Annotated in this window: 18 protein-coding genes; 8 read left to right on the top strand and 10 right to left on the bottom strand. The window is 73.5% G+C overall.

Annotation, left to right across the window (positions count from 1 at the left end; genetic code table 11):
* Window positions 1–18 precede the first annotated feature (18 nt).
* The 6 genes from ACFWZH_RS22740 to ACFWZH_RS22715 form a co-directional block, all read right to left on the bottom strand.
* The gene (locus ACFWZH_RS22740) at window positions 19–1,194 is read right to left on the bottom strand and encodes an FxsB family cyclophane-forming radical SAM/SPASM peptide maturase (RefSeq protein ID WP_384434033.1); all 1,176 of its coding nucleotides are present in this window, start codon (window positions 1,192–1,194) and stop codon (window positions 19–21) included.
* Window positions 1,195–1,394: 200 nt separating this feature from the next.
* On the bottom strand, window positions 1,395–1,613 hold the full coding sequence (locus ACFWZH_RS22735; RefSeq protein ID WP_384434030.1) for a YxD-tail cyclophane-containing RiPP peptide: 219 nt from the start codon (window positions 1,611–1,613) through the stop codon (window positions 1,395–1,397).
* A 109-nt stretch (window positions 1,614–1,722) separates the two neighbouring features.
* Window positions 1,723–5,094 carry an SAV_2336 N-terminal domain-related protein gene (locus ACFWZH_RS22730; protein ID WP_384434027.1) on the bottom strand — a complete coding sequence of 1,124 codons (3,372 nt, stop codon included), beginning with the start codon at window positions 5,092–5,094 and terminating at the stop codon, window positions 1,723–1,725.
* Window positions 5,095–5,099: 5 nt separating this feature from the next.
* Complete coding sequence (locus ACFWZH_RS22725; RefSeq protein ID WP_384434024.1) at window positions 5,100–6,149, bottom strand: AAA family ATPase; 1,050 nt, start codon at window positions 6,147–6,149, stop codon at window positions 5,100–5,102.
* Between the two features lie 367 nt (window positions 6,150–6,516).
* Window positions 6,517–8,679: a trypsin-like peptidase domain-containing protein gene (locus tag ACFWZH_RS22720; protein ID WP_384434022.1), complete on the bottom strand. Its 2,163-nt coding sequence runs from the start codon at window positions 8,677–8,679 to the stop codon at window positions 6,517–6,519.
* Window positions 8,679–9,098 (bottom strand): CU044_2847 family protein, encoded by a 420-nt coding sequence (locus ACFWZH_RS22715; RefSeq protein ID WP_384434019.1) that lies wholly within the window; start codon window positions 9,096–9,098, stop codon window positions 8,679–8,681. Before ACFWZH_RS22715 ends, ACFWZH_RS22720 begins: the two co-directional genes overlap by 1 nt.
* A gap of 153 nt (window positions 9,099–9,251) precedes the next feature.
* Between ACFWZH_RS22715 and ACFWZH_RS22710 the strand changes: the two genes are divergently transcribed.
* The 5 genes from ACFWZH_RS22710 to ACFWZH_RS22690 all read left to right on the top strand — a co-directional run bounded on the left by ACFWZH_RS22710 (window position 9,252) and on the right by ACFWZH_RS22690 (window position 13,426).
* Entirely contained in the window at window positions 9,252–9,431 is a 180-nt protein-coding gene (locus ACFWZH_RS22710) for a DUF6104 family protein (protein ID WP_384434017.1), read from the top strand.
* Between the two features lie 190 nt (window positions 9,432–9,621).
* Window positions 9,622–10,497 carry a DUF4097 domain-containing protein gene (locus ACFWZH_RS22705; protein WP_384434014.1) on the top strand — a complete coding sequence of 292 codons (876 nt, stop codon included), beginning with the start codon at window positions 9,622–9,624 and terminating at the stop codon, window positions 10,495–10,497.
* Between the two features lies 1 nt (window position 10,498).
* Window positions 10,499–11,647 carry a helix-turn-helix transcriptional regulator gene (locus tag ACFWZH_RS22700; RefSeq protein WP_384434012.1) on the top strand — a complete coding sequence of 383 codons (1,149 nt, stop codon included), beginning with the start codon at window positions 10,499–10,501 and terminating at the stop codon, window positions 11,645–11,647.
* 375 nt (window positions 11,648–12,022) lie between these two features.
* Entirely contained in the window at window positions 12,023–12,904 is an 882-nt protein-coding gene (locus ACFWZH_RS22695) for a hypothetical protein (RefSeq protein WP_384434009.1), read from the top strand.
* A gap of 318 nt (window positions 12,905–13,222) precedes the next feature.
* Window positions 13,223–13,426 carry a hypothetical protein gene (locus tag ACFWZH_RS22690; protein ID WP_384434007.1) on the top strand — a complete coding sequence of 68 codons (204 nt, stop codon included), beginning with the start codon at window positions 13,223–13,225 and terminating at the stop codon, window positions 13,424–13,426.
* 64 nt (window positions 13,427–13,490) lie between these two features.
* Here the strand turns inward: ACFWZH_RS22690 and ACFWZH_RS22685 are convergent, their stop codons facing one another.
* The 3 genes from ACFWZH_RS22685 to ACFWZH_RS22675 all read right to left on the bottom strand — a co-directional run bounded on the left by ACFWZH_RS22685 (window position 13,491) and on the right by ACFWZH_RS22675 (window position 16,503).
* The gene (locus tag ACFWZH_RS22685; protein WP_384434005.1) at window positions 13,491–14,114 is read right to left on the bottom strand and encodes a HutD family protein; all 624 of its coding nucleotides are present in this window, start codon (window positions 14,112–14,114) and stop codon (window positions 13,491–13,493) included.
* Between the two features lie 3 nt (window positions 14,115–14,117).
* Window positions 14,118–15,080, bottom strand: a complete 963-nt coding sequence (locus ACFWZH_RS22680; RefSeq protein WP_384434002.1) for a zinc-binding dehydrogenase — start codon at window positions 15,078–15,080, stop codon at window positions 14,118–14,120.
* A 193-nt stretch (window positions 15,081–15,273) separates the two neighbouring features.
* Entirely contained in the window at window positions 15,274–16,503 is a 1,230-nt protein-coding gene (locus ACFWZH_RS22675) for an NADP-dependent malic enzyme (RefSeq protein WP_384434000.1), read from the bottom strand.
* A gap of 542 nt (window positions 16,504–17,045) precedes the next feature.
* Between ACFWZH_RS22675 and ACFWZH_RS22670 the strand changes: the two genes are divergently transcribed.
* From ACFWZH_RS22670 to ACFWZH_RS22660, 3 genes are read left to right on the top strand one after another with little or no spacing between them, the layout of a single operon-like run.
* On the top strand, window positions 17,046–18,020 hold the full coding sequence (locus ACFWZH_RS22670; protein WP_384433997.1) for an ABC transporter substrate-binding protein: 975 nt from the start codon (window positions 17,046–17,048) through the stop codon (window positions 18,018–18,020).
* Between the two features lie 59 nt (window positions 18,021–18,079).
* Window positions 18,080–19,024, top strand: a complete 945-nt coding sequence (locus ACFWZH_RS22665; RefSeq protein ID WP_384433994.1) for an amino acid ABC transporter permease — start codon at window positions 18,080–18,082, stop codon at window positions 19,022–19,024.
* 47 nt (window positions 19,025–19,071) lie between these two features.
* Entirely contained in the window at window positions 19,072–19,824 is a 753-nt protein-coding gene (locus ACFWZH_RS22660) for an amino acid ABC transporter ATP-binding protein (protein WP_384434212.1), read from the top strand.
* A gap of 126 nt (window positions 19,825–19,950) precedes the next feature.
* Here the strand turns inward: ACFWZH_RS22660 and ACFWZH_RS22655 are convergent, their stop codons facing one another.
* Window positions 19,951–20,712, bottom strand: a complete 762-nt coding sequence (locus ACFWZH_RS22655) for a class I SAM-dependent methyltransferase (protein ID WP_384433991.1) — start codon at window positions 20,710–20,712, stop codon at window positions 19,951–19,953.
* Between the last annotated feature and the right edge of the window lie 49 nt (window positions 20,713–20,761).

Here is a 20,761-nt window from a genome sequence, read left to right as displayed (position 1 = left end):
CCAGATGACGACAGTGCGTCAGGTCATGTCATCGGCAGGCCAGTTGGGTGAAACGGCGGCGTCCAGGCGGGCGGCGACATGCCGTATCAGGCGTTCCAGGTCGGCGCAGTAGACGGACGGGTTGGCGAATCCGCCGGTGTCCGCGCGATAGCGGTGGGCGTAGTTGCCGCCGCCGCACACCTCCACCAGGGCGCAGGCCCGGCACTGTGCGGCGAGCCCGTCCCGGCCGCGCTGGCGGGCGGTCATGCCGGGGTGCGCCAGGGCCTGGTCGAAGGTGTGGTGGAAGACGTCGAGGCCGGTCGCGGCGGCGCCCTCGTAGGTGGACTTGAGCGAGTCGACCTGTTCGATGGCGCCGTCGGTGTCGACCACCAGGGCGACGACCGGCGAGAGGCCGACCGCCTCGCTGGAGCTGGGGCGGCCCAGGAGCAGGCCCAGGATCTCGGTGAACACCCGCACCCGGGGGCCGGGCCCGCCGTCCCACCACAGGTCGAAGACCGCGCACAGCCAGTCGCCGTACGGGGTGCGGCCGGCGGGGCCCAGGGGGGCGGGGGGAGGGCTGGACCAGTTGGCGTGCGGCAGCAGGAAGTCGAGCGCGGGCGGGTCCAGTGCCCGCAGCGAGCCGTAGACCTCGGCGGGGTCGGCGGTGACGTCGATGGTGCACAGGATGCCGGCGAAGACGTCGGGCCGTTCGTGGAGCAGGCGCACGGCCCGGGCGGCCGCGGGCCAGGAGGGCCGTCCGGCCTGGTCGAGGCGGCGGCGGTTGAGGCCGGGGGTGCCGCCGTCGAGGCTGAGGCCGATCCGGATGCCCGCGGTGCCGAGCGCCTCGATCGTGTTCCGGGTGAGCAGTGTGCCGTTGGTCTGCACGCCGAACCCGGCGGTGCAGCCGGCGGGCAGCGCGGCGCGGAGGGTGGCGGCCTGCGCCAGGAGCGGGCCGGGGCCGGTGAGCAGCGGCTCCCCGCCGTGCAGGTCGATGCGCACCTCGCGCAGCCGGTGGGTGCGGGCGTGCTCGGCGATGCGCAGGGCGGTCTGCCGTACGGTGGTGTCGGCGACGGTCCGCGGGCGCTCGCGCCAGCTGTGGTCGGGGCCGGTGTAGAGGTAGCAGTAGGTGCAGGCGAGATTGCAGCGGCTGTGGATCTTCAGCACGAACTGCCGGAAGGGCACGGCAGCACTACGGCCGGTCTGCTCCCCCGCCACGGCGTCGCCCCCTGCCCCCGTCGGCCTCCGTCGAGGTACGGTCGGCGGCTTCCGATCGCCCGCTTCCGCCCGTTGTCTGATTACTTGGCTCTGCGATCGATCGGGAACCGAAATGCCTCGACAACTGGCCGGTTTCCTTGCGCGTTTGCCCAAAAACCACCTCCGCCACGGCTGAACGATGCGGGGAATCCCCCCGCCCGTCACCGCAGGAGCGCGCCCGGTCCGTCCTCGTAATAGGCCACGGCGTCCTTGCCCGTGGGCCAGTTGCGCAGCAGCAGCGCCGCCACCTCTCCCAGCACCGCGTGGTCCGTCCGGGCCGCCAGGGCGCCCACATCGATCCCGGAGAAATCCGGCAGCGGCTCGGCCGACGGCCCGAACGGGGCGGCCGCAGCCGGTTCGGTGCGGGGGGTAGTCGCCACGCTGCTCTCCTCTGGCCTGCTGGACGGTGGTGTTCCCGAACTGCTGTCCACAGAAACACGTCGGGCGGTGGACGGCCGGACGACCGGCCGGGGTGGCGCCACCGGGCGCTCAGGCCGGGTCGGCCAGGGCGCGCATCCGGGCGCGGGTGCGCTGGGCCTCGGGGCCGGCGGACTCGGCGGCCCGCTGCCACAGCTCCCAGCTCTCGCGGTAGGCGTGCAGCGCGGAACGGGGGCCCGCGGTGACCTCCAGGACCTCGCCGCGGCGGTGGTGGGCGCGGGCGGCCAGCAGGGCGCTGCCGGCCCGGCCGGCGGCCGCGGCGGCGCGGCGGTAGCAGGCGGCGGCCCGGTCGTGCCGCTCCCGTGAGTCGAAGCGGCGGTCCAACAGCAGCTGGACATCGCCCACTTCGAGCCAGGCCTCGGCGCAGACGGCGTCCGGCACGTCCGCACCCCGGGCGGCCAGCTCCAGGATCCAGTCCGCCTCGTGCAGATCGGCGAGCGAGGGCTGGCGTTCGTGGCGCAGCCGCAGGGCCCGGCCGAACAGCAGCCGGTGGTTGCCGAGGTCGGGATCCTGCGGCGCGACCCTGGCCAGCGCCTCGCGCAGCACATGGACCGCCTCGTTGGCCAGCCGCTTGCCGGGCTCGTCGGCCGGCTCCAGCCGGGCGCGCAGCAGCAGCGCCGCGCCGCGTTCTGCCAGCAGCGCACTGTGCTCGGGCGAATCGGGGGCGGTCAGACGCAGCGCGGCCGCCAGCGCGGCGATCGCGGCGTCCAGGGCGGCCGGCGCGCCGGTACGGGCGTGGACGGCACGCTGGGCGGCGGCCGTCCGGCGCAGGCTGTCGGCCTCCAGGGCCTCGTCGCCCAGTGCGTGGGCCAACTCGCGGGCGCGTTCGAGGGTGGGCAGCACGGACGGCAGGCCCGCGCGGCCGTTGAGCTGGCGGGCCGCCGCCAGGTCGAGCAGGGTCTCGCAGACCAGTCGGTCGGCTCCGTCGCCGCGGCGGCGGAGCAGGACGGTGGCGGTGTCGAGGTCGTCGGCGGCGCGGACCGCGAGCGCGTCGGCGGGGCGTGCCCCCTCGGGGTCGTCGGCGGCCCGGCGGGCCTGGTCGAGCAGCACCCCGCCGCGGGCGGCGTAGACCTCGCCGGGGACCTGCTCGCCGCTGGGCCACTGGTCCAGCAGCGTGGTCAGGGAGCGTTCCGCCGTATCGAGGGGATCGTCGGACGCGGGCTCCGCCTCGTCCACGGGGCTGCCGGGGACCTCGGGCAGGGCCGCCAGGCGGCGCAGGACTTCGGTGCGCAGCACCATGCTCTCCAGGACGCGGGGATCGAGCAGGCTCATCAGCCCGCCGGCGGTGTGCAGACGGTGGGCGGCGTCGGTGAGCGCGGCGCGTTCGCCGACCGGGTCACCGGCCAGGCGGCGTTCGCGGGCGCGGGCGTGGGCGACCCGGCCGAGCACGATCAGCGCCCGGGTGCGCTCGGCCTCCGCGGCGTCGTCGTCGCCGTCGCCCGCCCCTTCCGCCGCTCGGGCGGCCCGCTCGGCCTCCTCCAGGGCGTCCGGCTGGCGCCACTTCGCCCAGGCGTGCAGCAGGGCGCGGGCGAGGTCGGTGCCGGCCTGCGGCCGGCGTTCGGCGGCGGCGCGCAGCAGGCGGACGGCCTCGACCAGATCGCGGACGGCGCGGTCGTGTTCGTAGCGCTCCAGGAGGGCGGCGCCTTGCGCGGCCGGGCCGTCGGGGACGTACGGCCGCCGGTCGGTCGGGCGCAGCGCGGGTTCGAAGCGGCGCAGTACGCGTTCGGAGACCCGGGCGAAGGGTTCGGGCACGGCGCGCTGGCCGGTCTCCGGCTCGCGGCCGCTGCCGGAGAGCATGGCGACCGCGACGGCCGGGAAGTTGCGGGCGCTGCGGCCGAAGGTGCGCTCGATGTAGAGCGAGCAGTGCTTGAGGACCAGGGCGGCTTCGCCCGCGCTGAGCCGGCCGAGCAGCTCGTCGCGTACGCCGGGCACGAAGTCGTACCACGGACCGCCGGCGGCCTGCTCCCCCGAGGGCAGCTGTTCCGGCGCGAGTTGCGTCACCAGGCCGCTGAGCAGCACCTCCGCCAGCTCCGCCGGCCCGGTCTGCGGCAGCATCGCGCGCTGGACGAGCTGGATGACGGGCAGGGCGAGCGGTACGGCCGAGAGGTGGACGGCCAGCAGCCGGGCGGCCGGCGAGGCCTGCCGTTCGAACTCGCCGACCATGCGGGAGGGGGCGCCCCGCTCGGGCGCCGGCGGTGGTCCGGCCGGGGGCTCGGCGCCGTGGTCGGCACGGACGACACAGGCCGCGCCGCGCAGCGACAGTCCGGCGTCGGCGGCGGCGAGCCGGGCCCAGGAGCCGAGGGCGGAGGGGGTGGCGGACAGGACGGGGACGACGCGTTCGCGGGGCGCCGCGGACGGCGCGCCCGGTGCGGCGGCGGGCCGCCGGCGCCGTCGGGCGGGGGTGAAGTCGAGGGCCTGGTAGGGGCCTTGGCGGCGGACGAGGGTCCCGGCGACGGCGGGCAGCAGGGTGCGCCCCCACATCCGCTGGGGCAGCGGCTGGACGACGGCGAGCGGGGCGTCGGCCGCCCAGCGGTAGAGCAGCCGCTGCATCCGGCCGTCGCGCCACAGGGGGCCGGCGCAGTCGCTGAGGACGAGGGTGAGGTGGTGGCCGGTGGGGTCGTGCAACTGGTCGGCGGGGCGCAGCCGCCGGCCGGGGCCGGGGGCCGCGGCGACGCCCACGTCCGGGCCGTGCGGGTGCAGGTAGTGCACCGTGACGTCCCGGAAGGCGCCCACCCGCTCACAGACCTGGCGCAGGTCGTGCAGCATCTGCTCCCAGACGGCCATCGAGGAGGAGCCGTCCATCAGCAGCCGCAGGGCGGCGGTGCGGCGGTGCACCCCGCGCAGCACCGGGATGATCATTTCGGCGTGGGCGGAGAGCTCGGCGGTGGCGGGCTCGTCCAGCCTGCGGCGCAGGGGGGCGGCCGGCGGGCGGTAGCGCTGGACGGGCCGCAGTGCGCGCTGGAGGGGCAGCAGCCCGGGGAACGCGGAGGCGATCGGGACGGCGACCTCACCGAGGCGCCGGCGGTCGGGGTCCGGCGGGCTGCCCCACTGCCCCAGGAACGTGGGTGGTTCCCCCGTCTCCTGAGGGGGCCGCAGCTCCGCGACGCGCTGCCGGGCGGCTTGGCCCGCGTCCCCGGTCGGCACCGCGAGACCGTCCGCCGGCGACTGCGCGCCGCCGTCCGCCGCGGAGGGCGTCGATCCGGCCGGTCCCACCCGGAAAGTGGCCGGATCTGTACGGTCGGGGTGGTCCGTGCGGTCGGCGCCGGCCTCGTCCCGGCCCTCGGCCGGTGCCTCGTCCGGGGTGATCCACTGGGCGAGCCAGAGCGCGTCGGCCATCTGGCGGGCATCGGCGGGCAGCCCCGCCGTGGTCAGCCGGGCGACGAGTTCGTCGAGGGGACCTGGGCCGGGCTCCCCGAGGGGCACCGCACTCACCTCGTCCGATCGAGAGGCCGCATCAGCTCCGCCGTCAGGCGCCGTCGGGTCTCCTCCTCGTCCTGGTCCGTCCAGCCGGCCTGCTGTGTGAGGTGGATGGCGTTGAAGAGCTGGTCGACGGCGCGGACGTCGCCGGGCTCACGGTCCAGGAAGCGGTCGATGACCGCTTCGTAGCGCTCGGCGGCGCCCTCGCCGAAGTGGGCCCGCACCATGGCGGCGAGCCGCTCCTTGTCGGGGACCGGGATGTGGAGGTGGATGCAGCGCCGCAACAGGGGTGCGGGGAAGTCCCGTTCGCCGTTGCTGGTGAGGACGATGAACGGGAAGGCGCGGCAGCGCACCCGCCCGTCGCGCACCGTCACCCGCGCGCCGTCGTCGCTGAGCACCTGCACCTCGGGGGCGGATCCGGCCAGCCGCTCCAGCTCCGGGATCCTGAACTCCCCTTCCTCCAGGACGTTCAGGAGGTCGTTGGGCAGATCGATATCGCTCTTGTCGAGCTCGTCGACGAGCAGGACGCGGGGCCGGTCGGCGGGCAGCAGGGCCGTACCCAGCGGGCCGAGGCGGATATAGCGGCCGATACCGCCGCCGGGTTCTTCATCATTGACAGCAACCGACAACGCCTCCGGCTCGGCCAGGGTCTGCCGAGCTATCTGGAGGTCCTGCAGGCGGCCGATGGCGTCGTAGTCGTACAGGCCGTCGCGGAGCGTGCTGCGGCTGACCACCGGCCAGCTGAGCACCCGGCCGAGGCCGAGTTCGTAGGCGACCGAATGGGCCAGGGTGCTCTTGCCGCTGCCCGGCGCGCCGGTCACCAGCAGCGGCCTGCGCAGATAGAGCGCGGCGTTGACCAGCTCGCGCTCGGTCTCGCCGGGGCGGTGGTGACTGGCTTCCCGATGCTGTACGCCCAGCCTGCGCTCGGAGGCGGGATCGAGGGCCGCGGGCGGCGCCACGGGAGGGCCGCCGTCGAAATCGCGCCATGGGGGTGGCGGCGGAAGGTGCTCGATTCCGTCGTGCGGTGCCCCCGCGCCCCGGTAGATGAGCCAGTCGCTCACGTCGGAACTCCTCGTCGCCGGCTCGGCATCGGTCAGGAGCGAGGGGCAGGGAGGACCACCGGAGACGTCGGCATCCGCCCCGGCCTCACCCCGCGTCCGCCACGCACACTCACGCCATCACGTCTTCACGAACAAGTCTTCCACGACGCTATGACAGTACCCCTCCGTACGGAAGCGCACGGGGCGGTTTCCGGTCTCACGCTGGTGCGTCGGGGGGCGCCAAGTGCCACGTACAGGGCGGGACTTGCGGCCACCGCCGCCAACGGGCCGACGCGTGGCGACGCGAGCGGGGGCGCCGGGGGCGGGCGCCCGGCGCGTGCGCGGCGCACGCGCCGCACGGAGCCTCGCGGCGCGGCCCGGCATCGGCTCATCGCGGCGACGTCTGGGGCCGGTCGGTGAACAGTTGCGGTATCGGGTCCTCCGGATCGTCGTAGAGGAGCACCAGGTCCCGGGCCCAGTGCGCGCCCTCCTCGGCGGCCTCCGCGGCCTTCGCGCGCAGCTGCCTGACGAGCTCGGGGAGGCGGGCCACTCCACCCGACCCCTGGAGCAACTCCCGTACTCCGCGGTGGAATTCCTCGCAGGAGGCATCGCACTCCCGCTCCTGTCCGTGGCCGCGGGCCGGCCACAGCCCGGCCGGGAAGCCGGTGTCCAGGGCGACGCCGACCGCGTCCCGCCCGACCCCGTCGGCGACCGTGTGGCACAGCGCGGGCAGCGCGCGGTCGTCCGCGGTCTCCAGCAGCCGCCAGACCGCCTCGGCGGAGCCGGCACCGGGGCGCGCGCCGGCGGCCGTGGGCGGCGGGACGCGCAGCGCCCGCAGTTCGGCGGCGGCGGTGATGCCCTGCCAGCGGCGCAGCCAGGCCGGGTCGACCTGCTCGCGCCGCCCCTGGTCGCGCAGGATGACCGCGCGCCCGGGGCCGACCGGCCGCAGCCGGGCGGTGCGCCGGGTGGAGGCGGCGACCTCCCACTGACCGACGGCGGTGTGCCAGCGGCCCTCGGGGACGGCGACCTCCAGGCGTACGCGGGCGCCCGGTCCGGCGTCGCCGTCGGCGCGCAGCAGCCGCCCGCCGAGCCGGCGCAGCACCTGCTCCCGGGCCTGCTCGAAGGGCACTCCGCCGGCCGACTCCTGCACGTCCACGCGCAGCCACTGCCCCTGGCCGTAGCCCTCGCTGACCGACCAGTTGTACAGCTCGTGGCCACCCTCGCCGTAGAAGAGCGGCTCGAACTCGACGAGTACGGAGCGCGGGCGGCGGCGCACCGGCCCGATCCGCCTGCGGTCCTGCGGCTGCAGCACCACCGCCTTGGCCTGGACGAACTCCGCGAGCCTGACCGCCTCTTCGCGTACCGCGGCGGCCTGCTCGCCGGGCACCTCGCGCACCTCGTCGGCGGTCAGCTGGGCCACGATCCGCAGATAGTGCACGAAGGCGCGCAGCTCCGTGTACGGGTCGCTGCCCTGGTAGAGCGCGCCGTGGCCGTCCCGCCAGGTACGCAGCGACCAGGCGCCGGGCCGCTCGCCGCGCTCCAGGACCTCGCCGACCGCAGTCTCCACGACCAGCGGGTCGCGCGGTGCGGGCAGCCGGGCGAGCAGGTCCAGCGCCTGCAGCCGCTCCTGCACGCCCCACAGCCGGCCGCGGCCCGCCATGATCGCGTGCTGGGCGTCGAACCAGGTGGGCCCCGCGCCGGCCCGGCCGAGGTCCTGGCCGGCCCAGTGCCACCGGTCGTGCAGGCCCATCAGCGCGTGGTACGGGTCGGGGCCCAGCCCCTCGGCGCCCGGGGCCAGATGCTCAGGTCCCAGCCCGCGCAGGGCGGTGACCGGCACCGCGAGCCCGACGTGGTCGTGCTGATGGCGGCCCTTGACGATGCCGACCACCTCGCCGCGGTCGCAGTCGAGCAGCGGCCCGCCGGAGGCACCGGGGGTGACCCGGACATCGCTGCCGAACTGCAGGCCGCGGGCGTCACGGGCGCCGAAGCGGACGGCGATGAAGGGGTCCACGGGGCCGGCGGCGGGGGCGCCCCGGGGGCCGGCCTCCCCGTCGGCGCCGGACCCGCCGGCCGAGTCGCGTACTACGCGTTCGCCGGTCCGGTCCGGGGCCGGCTGCTCGTGCCCGCGGAAGATGTACGCGTCCTCCAGGAGCGTCGCCGGCTGATCGCTCAACCAGGCGCAGGGGTGCTCCGCCTCGCCCTCCAGGAGCCGGACCAGGGCGAGGTCGGCGCGGGGCGCGGCGGGCCCGGCCGCCGGGTCGGGGCGGCTCATGTCGTACACCAGGCGCGCGGGCGACACCCGGCCGCCGAACGCGACGCCGAAGACCCCGTCCGGTCCGGTCTCGCGGCGCCGGCCGTCGCCGGCCGCGAGCACATGGGCGCAGGTCAGCACCCATCCCGGCGCGATCAGCACACCGCTGCCCCACAGCCGGGCCGCGCTCGCGCCGGGCGCGGCACGCAGCCCTACGGTGGTGCGTCCGGCGTGGTCGAGGAGCTGGGCGTAGCGGGCACGGTCACCGCGGCCGCCGGCGGGCGGCTCGGGGGGCGCCATCAGCGGCCCGAATCGTCCGGCTCCCGGCGGTCGGCCGCCTGCGTTCGGTGCCGCTGCCGCGGTGACGGCGCCCCGCCGTCGTGCCGCCAGGTGAGGGTGACCGAGAGATTGGTCTTGGCCTCGCCGTCCGCGAGCAGGGCGACGGCCTTGCCGGGCTTGGCCGACAGCTCCACGCCGAAGGTCACGCTGGTCTCGTCCGGCGCGACCCGCTCGGCGGCCTGGCGGACGCTGCTCGCGACCCCGCCGATCACCTCGCGCAGCCCCTCGACCCGGGCGCCGAGCGCGTCCCAGGCGCCGACGTCCTCGAAGTCCTCGTCCGCTTCCTCCCCGCCGTCGAGCCCGGGTGCGTCCAGCCGGGAGACCCGGGCCCAGACCTCCGTGCCATCGGGCAGTTCGATGCGCTGTGCGCGATCTTGCATCACGGCCTCCTGCTCCCCCTGGACGGCAATTCCCCAATTGCCGCAGGACCGTTGACAGGTGATCAGGCTAGCCCTCGGTCGCCTGTGGCGCGAGAGGTCCGTGGGCCTGCCTATCCTGGCCGGGAATGTCCCATGACCCCTGGTGGAGAGCGCGTGTATTTCACTGACCGTGGCATCGAGGAGCTGGAGAACCGGCGCGGCGAGGAGGAGGTCACCCTCGGCTGGGTGGCCGAGCAGCTGCGCACGTTCGTCGATCTGAACCCGGACTTCGAGGTGCCGGTGGAGCGGCTGGCCACCTGGCTGGCACGGCTGGACGACGAAGAGGACGAGTAGGTCGAGGAGGACGAGTAGCCGACGGGAGGGCCGCGCGGGGCCGCACCCAGGGGCGATACCCAGGGGACGCGACGCGTCGTATCAGGGTGACGTCAGGGTCGGCACTCCTTGACTTCCGCAAGCCGCGATATATCGTGTCTGGTGAGGACGCGATATGTTGCGTTGCACGGCTATCCAGGGGAGGCCAGGAATGTCAGCCCGGACCGAGTGGTCGCAGAATCCGATGCAGGTGGCCGAACCACGCACACTGGAGATCGCGGAGCCCCTCGACGCGCTCAACGTGCGCGTGGTCGGCGGCGCGGTCAACGTGGTCGGCACCTCCGACGGCAGCCCCGCCCGCCTGGAGGTCAGCGAGCTGCACGGCCCGCCGCTGACCGTCTCCTACCGCGACGGCACCCTGACCATCGCGTACGAGGACCTCCCCTGGAAGGGCTTTTTGAAGTTCCTGGAGCGCAAGGGGTGGCACCGCCGCGCGGTGGTGTCGGTGACGGTGCCGTCCGCCACCCGCGTCGAGGTCGGTGTGGTCGGCGCCGACGCGGTGGTCTCCGGCATCTCGGCGCGTACGGACGTGCGCGGCGTCTCCGGCAACAGCACGCTCGTCGGACTCTCCGGCGAGGTGCGGGCCGACACCGTCTCCGGCAAGGTCGAGGTGCAGTCGCTCACCGGCGATCTGCGGTTCAACTCCGTCTCGGGCGATCTGACGGTCATCGACGGCGCGGGCGGCGGGGTGCACGCCGACTCCGTCAGCGGCGACATGGTCCTCGACCTCGATCCCGTCAAGGGCGCCGACATCCATCTGACGACCGTCTCCGGCGAGGTCGCCATCCGGCTGCCCGACCCGGCCGACGCCAGGGTCGAGGCGAACACCACGTCGGGCACGGTCTCCAACGCCTTCGACGATCTGCGGGTCAGCGGCCAGTGGGGCGCGAAGAAGATCACCGGCTCGCTGGGCGAGGGCACCGGCACGCTCAAGGTCACCACCATCTCCGGCGGCCTGGCCCTGCTGCGCCGCCCCGTCTTCGAGGACTCCCCCACCGACCCGCCCGCAACGAAGGAGGCGCGCTGACATGCCCCCCGTCTTCGCCCATGGCCGCCTCCGGCTCTACCTCCTCAAGCTCCTCGACGAGGCGCCCCGGCACGGCTACGAGATCATCCGCCTGCTGGAGGAGCGCTTCCAGGGCCTGTACGCCCCCTCCGCCGGCACGGTCTACCCCCGGCTGGCCAAGCTGGAGACCGAGGGCCTGGTGACGCATGCGACCGAGGGCGGCCGCAAGGTCTACTCGATCACCGACGCCGGCCGGGCCGAACTCGCCGACCGCGGTGGCGAGCTGGCCGATCTGGAGCTGGAGATCAGGGAGTCGGTCGCGGCGCTCGCCTCGGACATCCGCGAGGACGTGAGCGGTTCGGCGCGGGACCTGCGCCGCGAGGTCCGGGCGGCCGCCCAGCAGGCCCGTGCCCAGGCCGGCGCGGCCGGGAAGGCCGGGCGCGACGGCGACGGGAAGAAGGGCTCCGCGGACGGCGGCACCGGCCGGCCGTTCTCGGAGGCCGCCGACTACTTCGACGGCGCGTTCGGCGACAAGGAGGCCTGGCGGCAGGCGAAGGAGGAGTTCCGGCGCGCCAAGGAGGAGTGGAAGGAGCAGGCGCGGCGGGCCAAGGAGGAGAGCAAGCGGGCCAAGCAGGACGCCCAGCGGGCCCGTAAGCAGGCCAGGGACGCGCAGGTGTTCGCGCGCGAGGAGGTCCAGCGGGTCATCCGGCGCGTACAGGACCAGACCCAGGAGGCGGTGCGGTCCGGCGACTGGTCGGGCGCGGTGCGCGAGGCGCTGGCCGAGGTGTCCCGCGAGGTCGGCCGCTTCACCGGCGACCGGTCCGGTGAGCCTGCCGGCTCCGGGTCCGGTGGCGGCACGGACGAGACGGCCCGGGTGACGGTCGAGCGCGTCGACCTGGCCGAGGAGCACGGCGGGCGGGCCGCGTCCGCCGGGGCGCCGCCGGCCCCGGAATGGGCGAAGGAGCCGACCAGCGGCGACCCGGCCCGCGACTTCGACCGGCTGCTGGACCGCTTCCGCGACGATCTGCGGGACGCGGCGCGCGATCACGGCGTCACGGCCGAGCAGCTCGGGGAGTCCCGCCGGCGGCTGGGCACGGCCGCCGCGCACATCGGCGCGCTGCTGCGCCATCCCGAGCAGTACACCCCGCCCCGCAGGGACCCGGACGCGTAGGGCAGGACGGCGGGCGCGGGCAGACCGGGCCCGCGCGCCCGGCCCTCCGTAGGCCCCGGCCCGCGGAGGCCGGGCGCCGGTGACGCTGCGCGCAGGGGGCGCCCGTCCGGCACCGCGCGACCCGGCCCCGCCCTCCCCCGACGGGCGGCCGAAACCCACTCCGCCCCCAACGAACCCCCAACTACACAGAGTTGTCATCTTCGGGCTGGATTCACGCGGCGTAATCGGGGAAGGCAGTATTTCGCACGGCTTTTCGTCCGGCACCGGGTTCCAGGGAGCCCCAGCTGCCCGATTCCGCGGACCGACGGCCGTGTTCCGGACTACGCCCCCCTCTCCCTGTCTGCGCACGCATCGTGAAGGCCATGAGGTAAAGCGATGTCGGAATACCACGCGGTCGCCCGCCGGATGTGGCACGTGCTGGAGCCACTGCACGCCGCGCTGTACTTCGCCCCCGAGGCCCGCCAGGTAGCCGCCGACCTCGGCTACGACGTCGGCTCCCGCTGGCCCAGCTACTTCGCCTGGCGTACCGCTCCGCTGGGCGCGGCCGGTCCCGAGCTGGTGGCCGCGACGTTCTACACCTTCAGCCCGCGCATGATCGCGCGGTACGTCCCGCAGATCTGGACGGTCGCGGAGCCGGCCAAGGTGCTCGACGCACGGCTGCTGGCCGTGGACCGGGCGCTGACCGCCCTCATCGGCCGCCGGCTGAGCGGCGCACAGCTCGCCGAGGCGGCCCGGCTCGCGCGCCAGGCCGCCGAGAACGCCGGCCCGGCCGCCCGGCCGCTGGCCGCCGCCAACCTCGACCTGCCCTGGCCGGACGCCCCCCATCTCACGCTCTGGCAGGCCGCGACGGTGCTGCGCGAACACCGCGGCGACGGCCATCTGGCAGCGCTGCTGACCTGCGGACTCGATCCGTGCGAGGCCCTGGTGTCGTTCGCCGCGATCGGTGCCGCGCCGGCCTCGGACTTCGCCGGGCGCGGCTGGAGCGGACAGGAGTGGAGCGAGGCCCGCCGCCGCCTGGCCGCCCGCGGCTGGATCGGCCCGGACGGCGGCGCCACCGAGCGCGCCCGCGAGGAGCGCCAGGTGATCGAGCGGATGACGGACCGTCTGGCGGCAGGCCCCTGGCGGGCGCTGGGCCACTCCCGTGCCGAGCGGCTGGCGCAGCTGCTCAACCCCGTACTCGGCGCGATCTTCGAGGCGGGCTATCTGCCGCGCCACAACACCCTGGGCATCGGCGCGCTGAAGGTGGCCTACCCGTAGGCCCCGGCCGGGTGTCCCCGGTGGCCGTCCCGGGGAGCGAAGACCGCGTGGCACCCAACTCGGTCTACCGGCGCGGCCACTTGGGCATCCACCGGGCTCACACGGCTCGCCGGGCACGCCCCGGAAGGCCTCGACGGGCCACCGCCCAGCGGTTTCTGACGCCGTATAACCCCGTACGACACCTCATGACCCCATACGAGGCCCTATAACACTGTACGGCGACTTATGACGCCGTATGCAGTACCCGGACGTGCGGGGCGCGCGGATGCGGGGTGCGATCGAGACGTACCCGCGAGCCCCACCCGATGGGAGATCATCATGCGTGTCCGTACCCTCGCCGCGGCAGTGGCCCTGGCCGGCGTGGCCGTTCTGGGCGGTGCCCCCCTCGCCGCCGCCGACGGCGAGTCCCCCCGCGACCCCTTCAGCGCGATCCGAGGGCACCAGTCCCCGCCGGCCCAGACCTGCCTGGCCGACATCTCCTTCCTCGTCGACGCCGGGGCCCTTCGCTGCGCCCAGCAGTGAGACATGCCGCCGCCCCGGCCCCGCCTCGGGGCGCCGGGGCGGCGTCCGCTTTCAGGGCACTACCTCAGGGCGCCCCTTCGCCACCGGACAGCGAGATCACCGCCGCCACACCGTCCGTCCGCAGCCCGACCGGCATCTGAGCGTCCGTCAGCGGCGCGGTCAGCAGGGCGGCGTCGAAGCGCTCCAGCGTCGCCGCGGGGCCGGTGCCCAGCTCGGTGCGCCCCTCCAGGGCGACCACCATGACGGCGTGAGGGCCACCGGCGCCGTGGTCCGGCGGCCGGCCCGAAGCCACCGTCCGACCCGCCCGCACCATCTCCACCGTCGCCGCCGCGCGCCCGTCCCGGAGCATCACATTGAGGTTGACGACCGGGCCGGACAGCAGCCGGCAGTCGGTGTCGGCCCCGCCGGGGAAGGAGAACGGGCGGTAGCGGCCCGGGAGGTGGTGTGCGGTGCCGTCCACCGTCAGCTCCAGACCCGCGCCGTCGACGACGGTCAGGATCCGCCGGACGCCGGGCAGCGGTGAGTACGGGCCGTCTCCGGTGACGTCGGCCAGGCTGACGCGCCAGGCGAAGGCGTCCCAGCCGGCGCCGGGCGGATGGGCGGCGATCTCGCGGGTCACCCCGCCGCCGTTGCTCCACGCCGCGGCCCGGCGCCCTCGCGCCCGCAGGATCCGCACGTCGGTCGGCAACCGTCAGACCGTCAGCACGATCTTGCCGAACAGGTCGCCCTGGGCCATCTTCGCGAAGCCCTCGCGCGCCCGGTCCAGCGGCAGCGTCGAGTCGATGACCGGGCGGATCCCCTTGGCGGCGCAGAAGCTGAGCAGCCCGGCCAGCTCCTCCTTGGTGCCCATCGTGGAGCCGACGACCTTCAGCTCCAGGAAGAAGATCCGGTTGAGCTCCCCGCTCTTGGGGGTGAAACCGCTGGTGGCGCCCGAGATGACCAGGGTGCCTCCGGGCCGGAGCGACTTGACGGAGTGCGACCAGGTGGCCGCGCCGACGGTCTCGATCACCGCGTCCACCCGCTGCGGCAGCCGCTCCCCGCTGGCGTACACCGCCTCGGCGCCCAGCTCCAGTGCGCGCTTGCGCTTGGTCTCGTCCCGGCTGGTGGCGAAGACCCGCAGGCCCGCGGCGGCACCGAGCACGATGGCCGCGGTCGCGACACCGCCGCCGGCGCCCTGCACCAGGACGCTGTCCCCGGGCCGTACGCCCCCGTTGGTGAACAGCATCCGGTACGCGGTCAGCCAGGCGGTCGGCAGACAGGCGGCCTCCGCGAAGGACAGCTCCTTCGGCTTGGGCAGGACGTTCCAGGCCGGGACGGTGACCCGCTCGGCGAAGGTGCCCTGGTAGCGCTCGGTGAGGATGGAGGGCTTCTCCTTGGGGCCGACGCCGTGTCCGGTCTGGCCGATGACGGAGTGCAGGACGACCTCGTTGCCGTCCTCGTCGATCCCGGCGGCGTCGCAGCCGAGGATCATCGGCAGCGACTCCTCGCTGATGCCGACCCCGCGCAACGACCACAGGTCGTGGTGGTTGAGGGAGGCGGCCTTGACGTTGACGGTCGTCCAGCCGGGGCGTACGTCGGGGGCCGGGCGCTCCCCCAATTCGAGGCCGTTCAGCGGCTGGTCACGGTCGATGCGGGCGGCATAGGCGGCAAACATGATCCCAACGTAGGCCGCGGCCGCGCGCTGCGGTACCACGCACGGGTGTGACACGCACCGCGCCGGGGCGGCCGCGGACAGGTACCCCGCCACGGCGCGGGCGCCGCCGTCACAGCGGCGCCACCAGCGCGACGGGCCGGGCCCGCACCCTCTCAGGGTGCGGGCCCGGCCCGTTGGCGTACGACGGAAGCGCTCAGCGGCGCGCCACGCCCTCGGCGCGGGCCGCGGCCGCGACGGCGGCGGTGACGGCCGGGGCGACCCGCTCGTCGAACGGCGAGGGGATGACCCGGTCGGCGCTGAGTTCGTCGGCGACGACGGCGGCCAGCGCCTCGGCGGCGGCGAGCTTCATGCCCTCGGTGATCCGCGAGGCGCGCACCTGCATGGCGCCGGCGAAGATGCCGGGGAAGGCCAGCACGTTGTTGATCTGGTTGGGGAAGTCGCTGCGCCCGGTGGCGACCACGGCCGCGTACTTGTGCGCGACGTCGGGGTGGATCTCCGGGGTGGGGTTGGCCATCGCGAAGATCAGCGAGTTCTTCGCCATCTTCGCCACCGCCTCCTCGGGCACCGTGCCGCCGGAGACGCCGATGAAGACGTCGGCGCCGTCCAGCGCCTGCTCCAGCGAACCGGTCAGCTGCGCCTTGTTGGTGAAGCCGGCCACCTCGCGCTTGACGTCCGTGAGGTCGCCGCGGTCCGTGGAGACCACGCCCTTGCGGTCGCAGACCGCGACATCGCCGATGCCCGCCTCGATGAGGATCTTGGCGATGGCGACCCCGGCCGCACCGGCGCCGGAGATGACCGCCCGCAGCTGGCCGAGCGAGCGGTCGGTGAGCTTGGCGGCGTTGCGCAGCGCGGCCAGCGTGACCACGGCCGTGCCGTGCTGGTCGTCGTGGAAGACCGGGATGTCCAGCGCCTCCTGGAGGCGGCGCTCGATCTCGAAGCACCGGGGCGCCGAGATGTCCTCCAGGTTGACGCCGCCGAAGGACGGCGCGAGCCGGACGACGGTCTCCACGATCTCGTCGGTGTCGGTGGTGGCGAGCGCGATCGGCACCGCGTCCACACCGCCGAACTGCTTGAAGAGGATGGCCTTGCCCTCCATCACGGGGAGGGAGGCCTCCGGGCCGATGTCGCCCAGGCCCAGCACCGCGGTGCCGTCCGTGACGACGGCGACGACCTGGGACTTCCATGTGTAGTCGTGCACGAGCTCGGGCTGCTCGGCGATGGCGCTGCACACCTTGGCGACGCCCGGCGTGTACGCGAGGGACAGGTCGTCCTTGTCGCGGACCGGCACGGTCGCCTGGATGGCCATCTTGCCGCCGCGATGCAGCGCGAAGGCGGGATCGAAGGTTCCGTCGGGCGCCGTGCCCGTGCCTTCGTCCGCGCCCGTATTTCCGTCGCTGCGAGGATTGACGATCTCCGCTGCCACTTGTCTTACCCCTTTATTCGTAAATCTGCTGAGGGTGGCCACTCCCTGGTTGAGGAGTGGGCGGGCACCGCGTCCGCGCCCTGTGGGGACGGATGGCCGCCCCGCAGGGGGAGGTACGGACGCCGGGCGCGCCGCACACGCGCCCTGAGCCCCGGATGAGGGGTGTAACGAACATTTCTACCGGACGGGCGCGGGCCTCGACGAGTCAGATTCATTACCCTCGGGTTCAAGGTTCCGACAATAACGGCGAAGTGCTGGAAAACGGCCGAAGTGCTCTCGCCCCGCTGTCCGGAATCCGAGACGTCCGGAGTGCGCCGAACGCCCCCCGCGCCCCGTTGGAGGCAACTCCCCCTTGCGACACAAGGGCGCCACCTCCCCTTCCCCGTCCGTTATCCGATTTTGACCTGAACGGCAGTCCGAATACCGGAGTCCGGATGGCAGGATTCCGTCACCAACCGAGGTCGCGACGCTCGAAGGGGTGTCCCCCGGCCCTTTTGTCACGTCTCCGCCACGTCGGCTTCTCCATCCGCAGGAGGAACAGCATGACCGCAAGCACCACCCGTCGCAGGGCCGCCGGCAGGTCGCGTACAGCCGTGGCCGCCGCGGCGGCGGTCACCGCCTCGCTGATGCTCCTCAGCGCCTGCGGCGACCAGACGGACGCGGCCGTCGCCAAGCGAGAGGCGCAGAAGAACCGCAACGTCCACGCGCCGCTGTTCAAGCTGCTGCCCAAGGACGTGCAGGAGATCGGCCTGCTCCAGGTCGGCTCGGACATCACGTACAAGCCGGTGGAGTTCCGTACGAACGGCAAGGTCACCGGCATCGACCCGGACCTCGCCGCGGCGATGGAGAAGGCCCTGGGCATCAAGCTCAACTTCAACAACGCCACCTTCGACACCCTCATGGGCGGCCTGAAGTCCCAGCGCTACGACATCGCGATGTCGGCGATGACGGACACCAAGGAGCGCCAGGAGGGCATCGACAGCAACACCGGCAAGAAGATCGGCCAGGGTGTCGACTTCATCGACTACCTCAACGTCGGCGTCTCGCTCTACACCCAGAAGGGCAAGACCAAGGGCATCGACGGCTGGGAAACGCTGTGCGGCAAGAAGCTCGCGGTACAGCGCGGCACCGTCTCGCACGACCTGGCCAAGGACAAGTCGAAGGCCTGCGAGAAGAACGACGAGGAGCCGATCGCCATCGAGGCGTTCGACAACGACTCCGAGGCCCAGACCCGGCTGCGCACCGGCGGCGTGGACGCCGTCTCCAGCGACTACCCGGTCGCGGCGTACGCGGTGAAGGTCTCCGGGGGCGGCAAGGACTTCCAGATGGTCGGCGGCGCCCCGCTCAAGGCGGCCCCGTACGGCATCGCGGTCCCCAAGGGCCAGGAGAAGCTGCGCGACGCCCTCAAGGCCGCGGTGGAACTCACGATCAAGAACGGCTCGTACGCCAAGGTCCTGGACAAGTGGGACGTCAAGGACGCGGCGGTCAAGGAAGTGAAGCTCAACAGCGGCACCTGAGCCGCGGCAGCCGTCCCGTCCCCTCCGGCCACCCCGCCGAACGCTGAAAGGCAACATCCGTGTCAGTTGACGTCGACAAGTCGGCCCAGCCGCCGGCGGACGCTCCGCCGCCCCAGCCCGAGCCCATCAAAGCCATCCCGGTCCGCCATTACGGCCGCTGGGTCGCGGCGATCGTCGTCATCGGAGTGCTCGCCCTGCTCGTGCGGGCCTTCGCCTCCGGGAACGTCAACTGGGGCGCGATCCCGGAGTACATGTTCAACGCGGACATCCTCAAGGGTCTGCGCAACACCCTGCTGATCACCGTGCTCTCGATGGTCATCGGCATCGTGCTCGGTGTGATCCTGGCCGTGATGCGCCAGTCCAAGAACCCGGTGACCTCGACCGTCTCGTGGTTCTACATCTGGTTCTTCCGCGGTACGCCGGTCTACGTCCAGCTGTTCCTGTGGTTCAACCTGGGCCTGGTCTTCCAGTACATCGACATCATGCCGATCTACAAGGACGAGTGGTCGGACTTCATGACCCCGTTCCTGTGCGCGCTGCTGGGCCTCGGCCTGAACGAGGCGGCGTACATGGCGGAGATCTGCCGGGCCGGTCTGAACGCCGTCGACGAGGGCCAGACCGAGGCGGCGCACGCGCTGGGCATGAGCCACGGCAAGACGCTGCGCCGGATCATCGTGCCGCAGGCGATGCGGGTGATCGTGCCGCCGACCGGCAACGAGGTCATCAACATGCTGAAGACCTCGTCGCTGGTGATCGCGGTCCAGTACTACGACCTGCTCCAGGCCGCCCAGAACGTCGGCCGGGACTCCGGTGTGGTGGTCGAGATGCTGATCCTCGCCGCCGCCTGGTACCTGATCGCCACTACGGTGCTGAGCATCGGGCAGTACTACCTTGAGCGCTACTACGCCCGCGGCTCCAGCCGCCAGCTCCCGCCCACTCCGCTCCAGCGCGCCAAGGCGAAGCTGGCCGGCGGCCTCAACCGCTCCGCCGGAGGTGTCGGATGACCAGCAAGACCACCACGAGCAAGACCGGGGGCACCAGCGGCGGCCCCATGGTCCTGGCCGAGGGCGTCCACAAGTCCTACGGCGCGGCCCACATCCTCAAGGGCATCGACCTGGAGGTCGCGCCCCGGGAGGTCTTCTGCCTGATCGGCCCGTCCGGCTCCGGCAAGTCGACGTTCCTGCGCTGCATCAACCACCTGGAGAAGGTCAACGCCGGCCGGCTGTCCGTCGACGGCGAACTGGTCGGCTACCGCGAGCACAACGGCAAGCTCTACGAGCTGCGCGACCGCGAGGTCGCCGCCCGCCGCCGCGACATCGGCATGGTCTTCCAGCGCTTCAACCTCTTCCCGCACATGACCGCGGTGGAGAACATCATGGAGGCGCCGATCCAGGTCAAGGGCGAGTCCAAGGCGACCGCCCGCGAGCGCGCGACCAAGCTGCTGGACCGCGTCGGCCTGGCCGACAAGGCGGGGAACTACCCCTCGCAGCTCTCCGGCGGCCAGCAGCAGCGCGTCGCCATCGCCCGTGCGCTGGCGATGGAGCCCAAGCTGATGCTCTTCGACGAGCCGACCTCGGCCCTCGACCCGGAGCTGGTCGGTGACGTCCTGGACGTCATGAAGGACCTGGCGGCGGACGGTATGACGATGGTCGTCGTGACCCATGAGATGGGCTTCGCCCGCGAGGTCGGCGACTCGCTGGTCTTCATGGACAACGGAGTGGTGGTCGAATCCGGCCACCCGCGCGAGGTGCTCGGCAACCCGCAGCACGAGCGGACGAAGTCGTTCCTGTCGAAGGTGCTGTAGTCGACGGTGCTGTAGTCGACGGTCCTGTAACGGGTCCTGCACCGGTGCCCGCCGTCGCGGCGCGAGTCTTCGCCGCGACGGCGGGCACCGCTGTTCCCCGGCCCGCCTCGTCGGCGTCCCGCCGGGCTACTTCAGGCCCAGGACCAGGGCGTCCGTGGGCGAGGCCCACACCGCCCGGGCCTCCGCGAAGCCCGACTCGCGCAGGACCTGGGCGTGCCAGGCCACCGACGGCGTGTCCCCGTCCGCGTGCTCGCCGTAGATCGCGAAGCGCTCGGCGGTCGGCTCGGCCAGCCGCGGGTCGGCGGCGGCCAGCTGCCACCACTCGGCCCAGTCGACCGCGCCGGCCGCCTTCGCCGCGTCCATCCGCGCGTGCCTGAAGGCCCGCTCGGCGGCGTTGATCCGCGGGGTGGACTCCTCGGGCATGTGGTCGGCGTTCAGGAAGACCCCGCCGTCCCGGACGAGCCGGCCGAGCTGCCCGTACAGCCCGCGCAGGTCCTCGGTGTGCAGCCAGTGCAGCGCGGTGGCGGTCAGCACCGCGTCGTAGGTGTCGTGCGGCAGCTTCGCCGTCCAGTGCGGGTCCTTCAGATCGGCTCGTACGAAGCGGACCCGGGGCTCGCCCTCGAAGTACCCTTCCGCGATGGCCAGCAGCGCGGGATCCAGATCGACGCCCACACTCTCGGCCTTCGGGAACCGCTTCAGGAGCCGGTCGGAGATACTGCCCGTACCGCACGCCAGGTCCAGGACCCGGGGCTCGGGGCCCACCAGCGCCTCGACCATGTCCAGCATCACCCGGAACCGCTCCTCGCGATCGGGGAGGTACCACTCCTGCTGGCGGTCCCAACTGTTCTGCCACGCCTGCCAATCGGCGCCGGCGACGGTCTCGGTCATCGCTTCCCCTCCAGGCCGTAATACCCTCGTAGTATCAACGCCCATTACA

Source organism: Streptomyces sp. NPDC059008 (assembly GCF_042749045.1).
In the GTDB taxonomy this organism is placed as follows: Bacteria; Actinomycetota; Actinomycetes; order Streptomycetales; family Streptomycetaceae; genus Streptomyces.
The sequence above is the reverse complement of the archived record's forward strand: the minus strand, read 5'-3'. Positions and strand labels throughout refer to the sequence as shown.

Coding starts and splice junctions, on each gene's coding strand:
- ACFWZH_RS22720 (WP_384434022.1), bottom strand. CDS start 8,679: ATGGCGCCCCCCGAGCCGCCCGCCGGCGGCCGCGGTGACCGTGCCCGC.
- ACFWZH_RS22715 (WP_384434019.1), bottom strand. CDS start 9,098: ATGCAAGATCGCGCACAGCGCATCGAACTGCCCGATGGCACGGAGGTC.
- ACFWZH_RS22705 (WP_384434014.1), top strand. CDS start 9,622: ATGTCAGCCCGGACCGAGTGGTCGCAGAATCCGATGCAGGTGGCCGAA.
- ACFWZH_RS22700 (WP_384434012.1), top strand. CDS start 10,499: ATGCCCCCCGTCTTCGCCCATGGCCGCCTCCGGCTCTACCTCCTCAAG.
- ACFWZH_RS22695 (WP_384434009.1), top strand. CDS start 12,023: ATGTCGGAATACCACGCGGTCGCCCGCCGGATGTGGCACGTGCTGGAG.
- ACFWZH_RS22690 (WP_384434007.1), top strand. CDS start 13,223: ATGCGTGTCCGTACCCTCGCCGCGGCAGTGGCCCTGGCCGGCGTGGCC.
- ACFWZH_RS22680 (WP_384434002.1), bottom strand. CDS start 15,080: ATGTTTGCCGCCTATGCCGCCCGCATCGACCGTGACCAGCCGCTGAAC.
- ACFWZH_RS22670 (WP_384433997.1), top strand. CDS start 17,046: ATGACCGCAAGCACCACCCGTCGCAGGGCCGCCGGCAGGTCGCGTACA.
- ACFWZH_RS22660 (WP_384434212.1), top strand. CDS start 19,072: ATGGTCCTGGCCGAGGGCGTCCACAAGTCCTACGGCGCGGCCCACATC.
- ACFWZH_RS22655 (WP_384433991.1), bottom strand. CDS start 20,712: ATGACCGAGACCGTCGCCGGCGCCGATTGGCAGGCGTGGCAGAACAGT.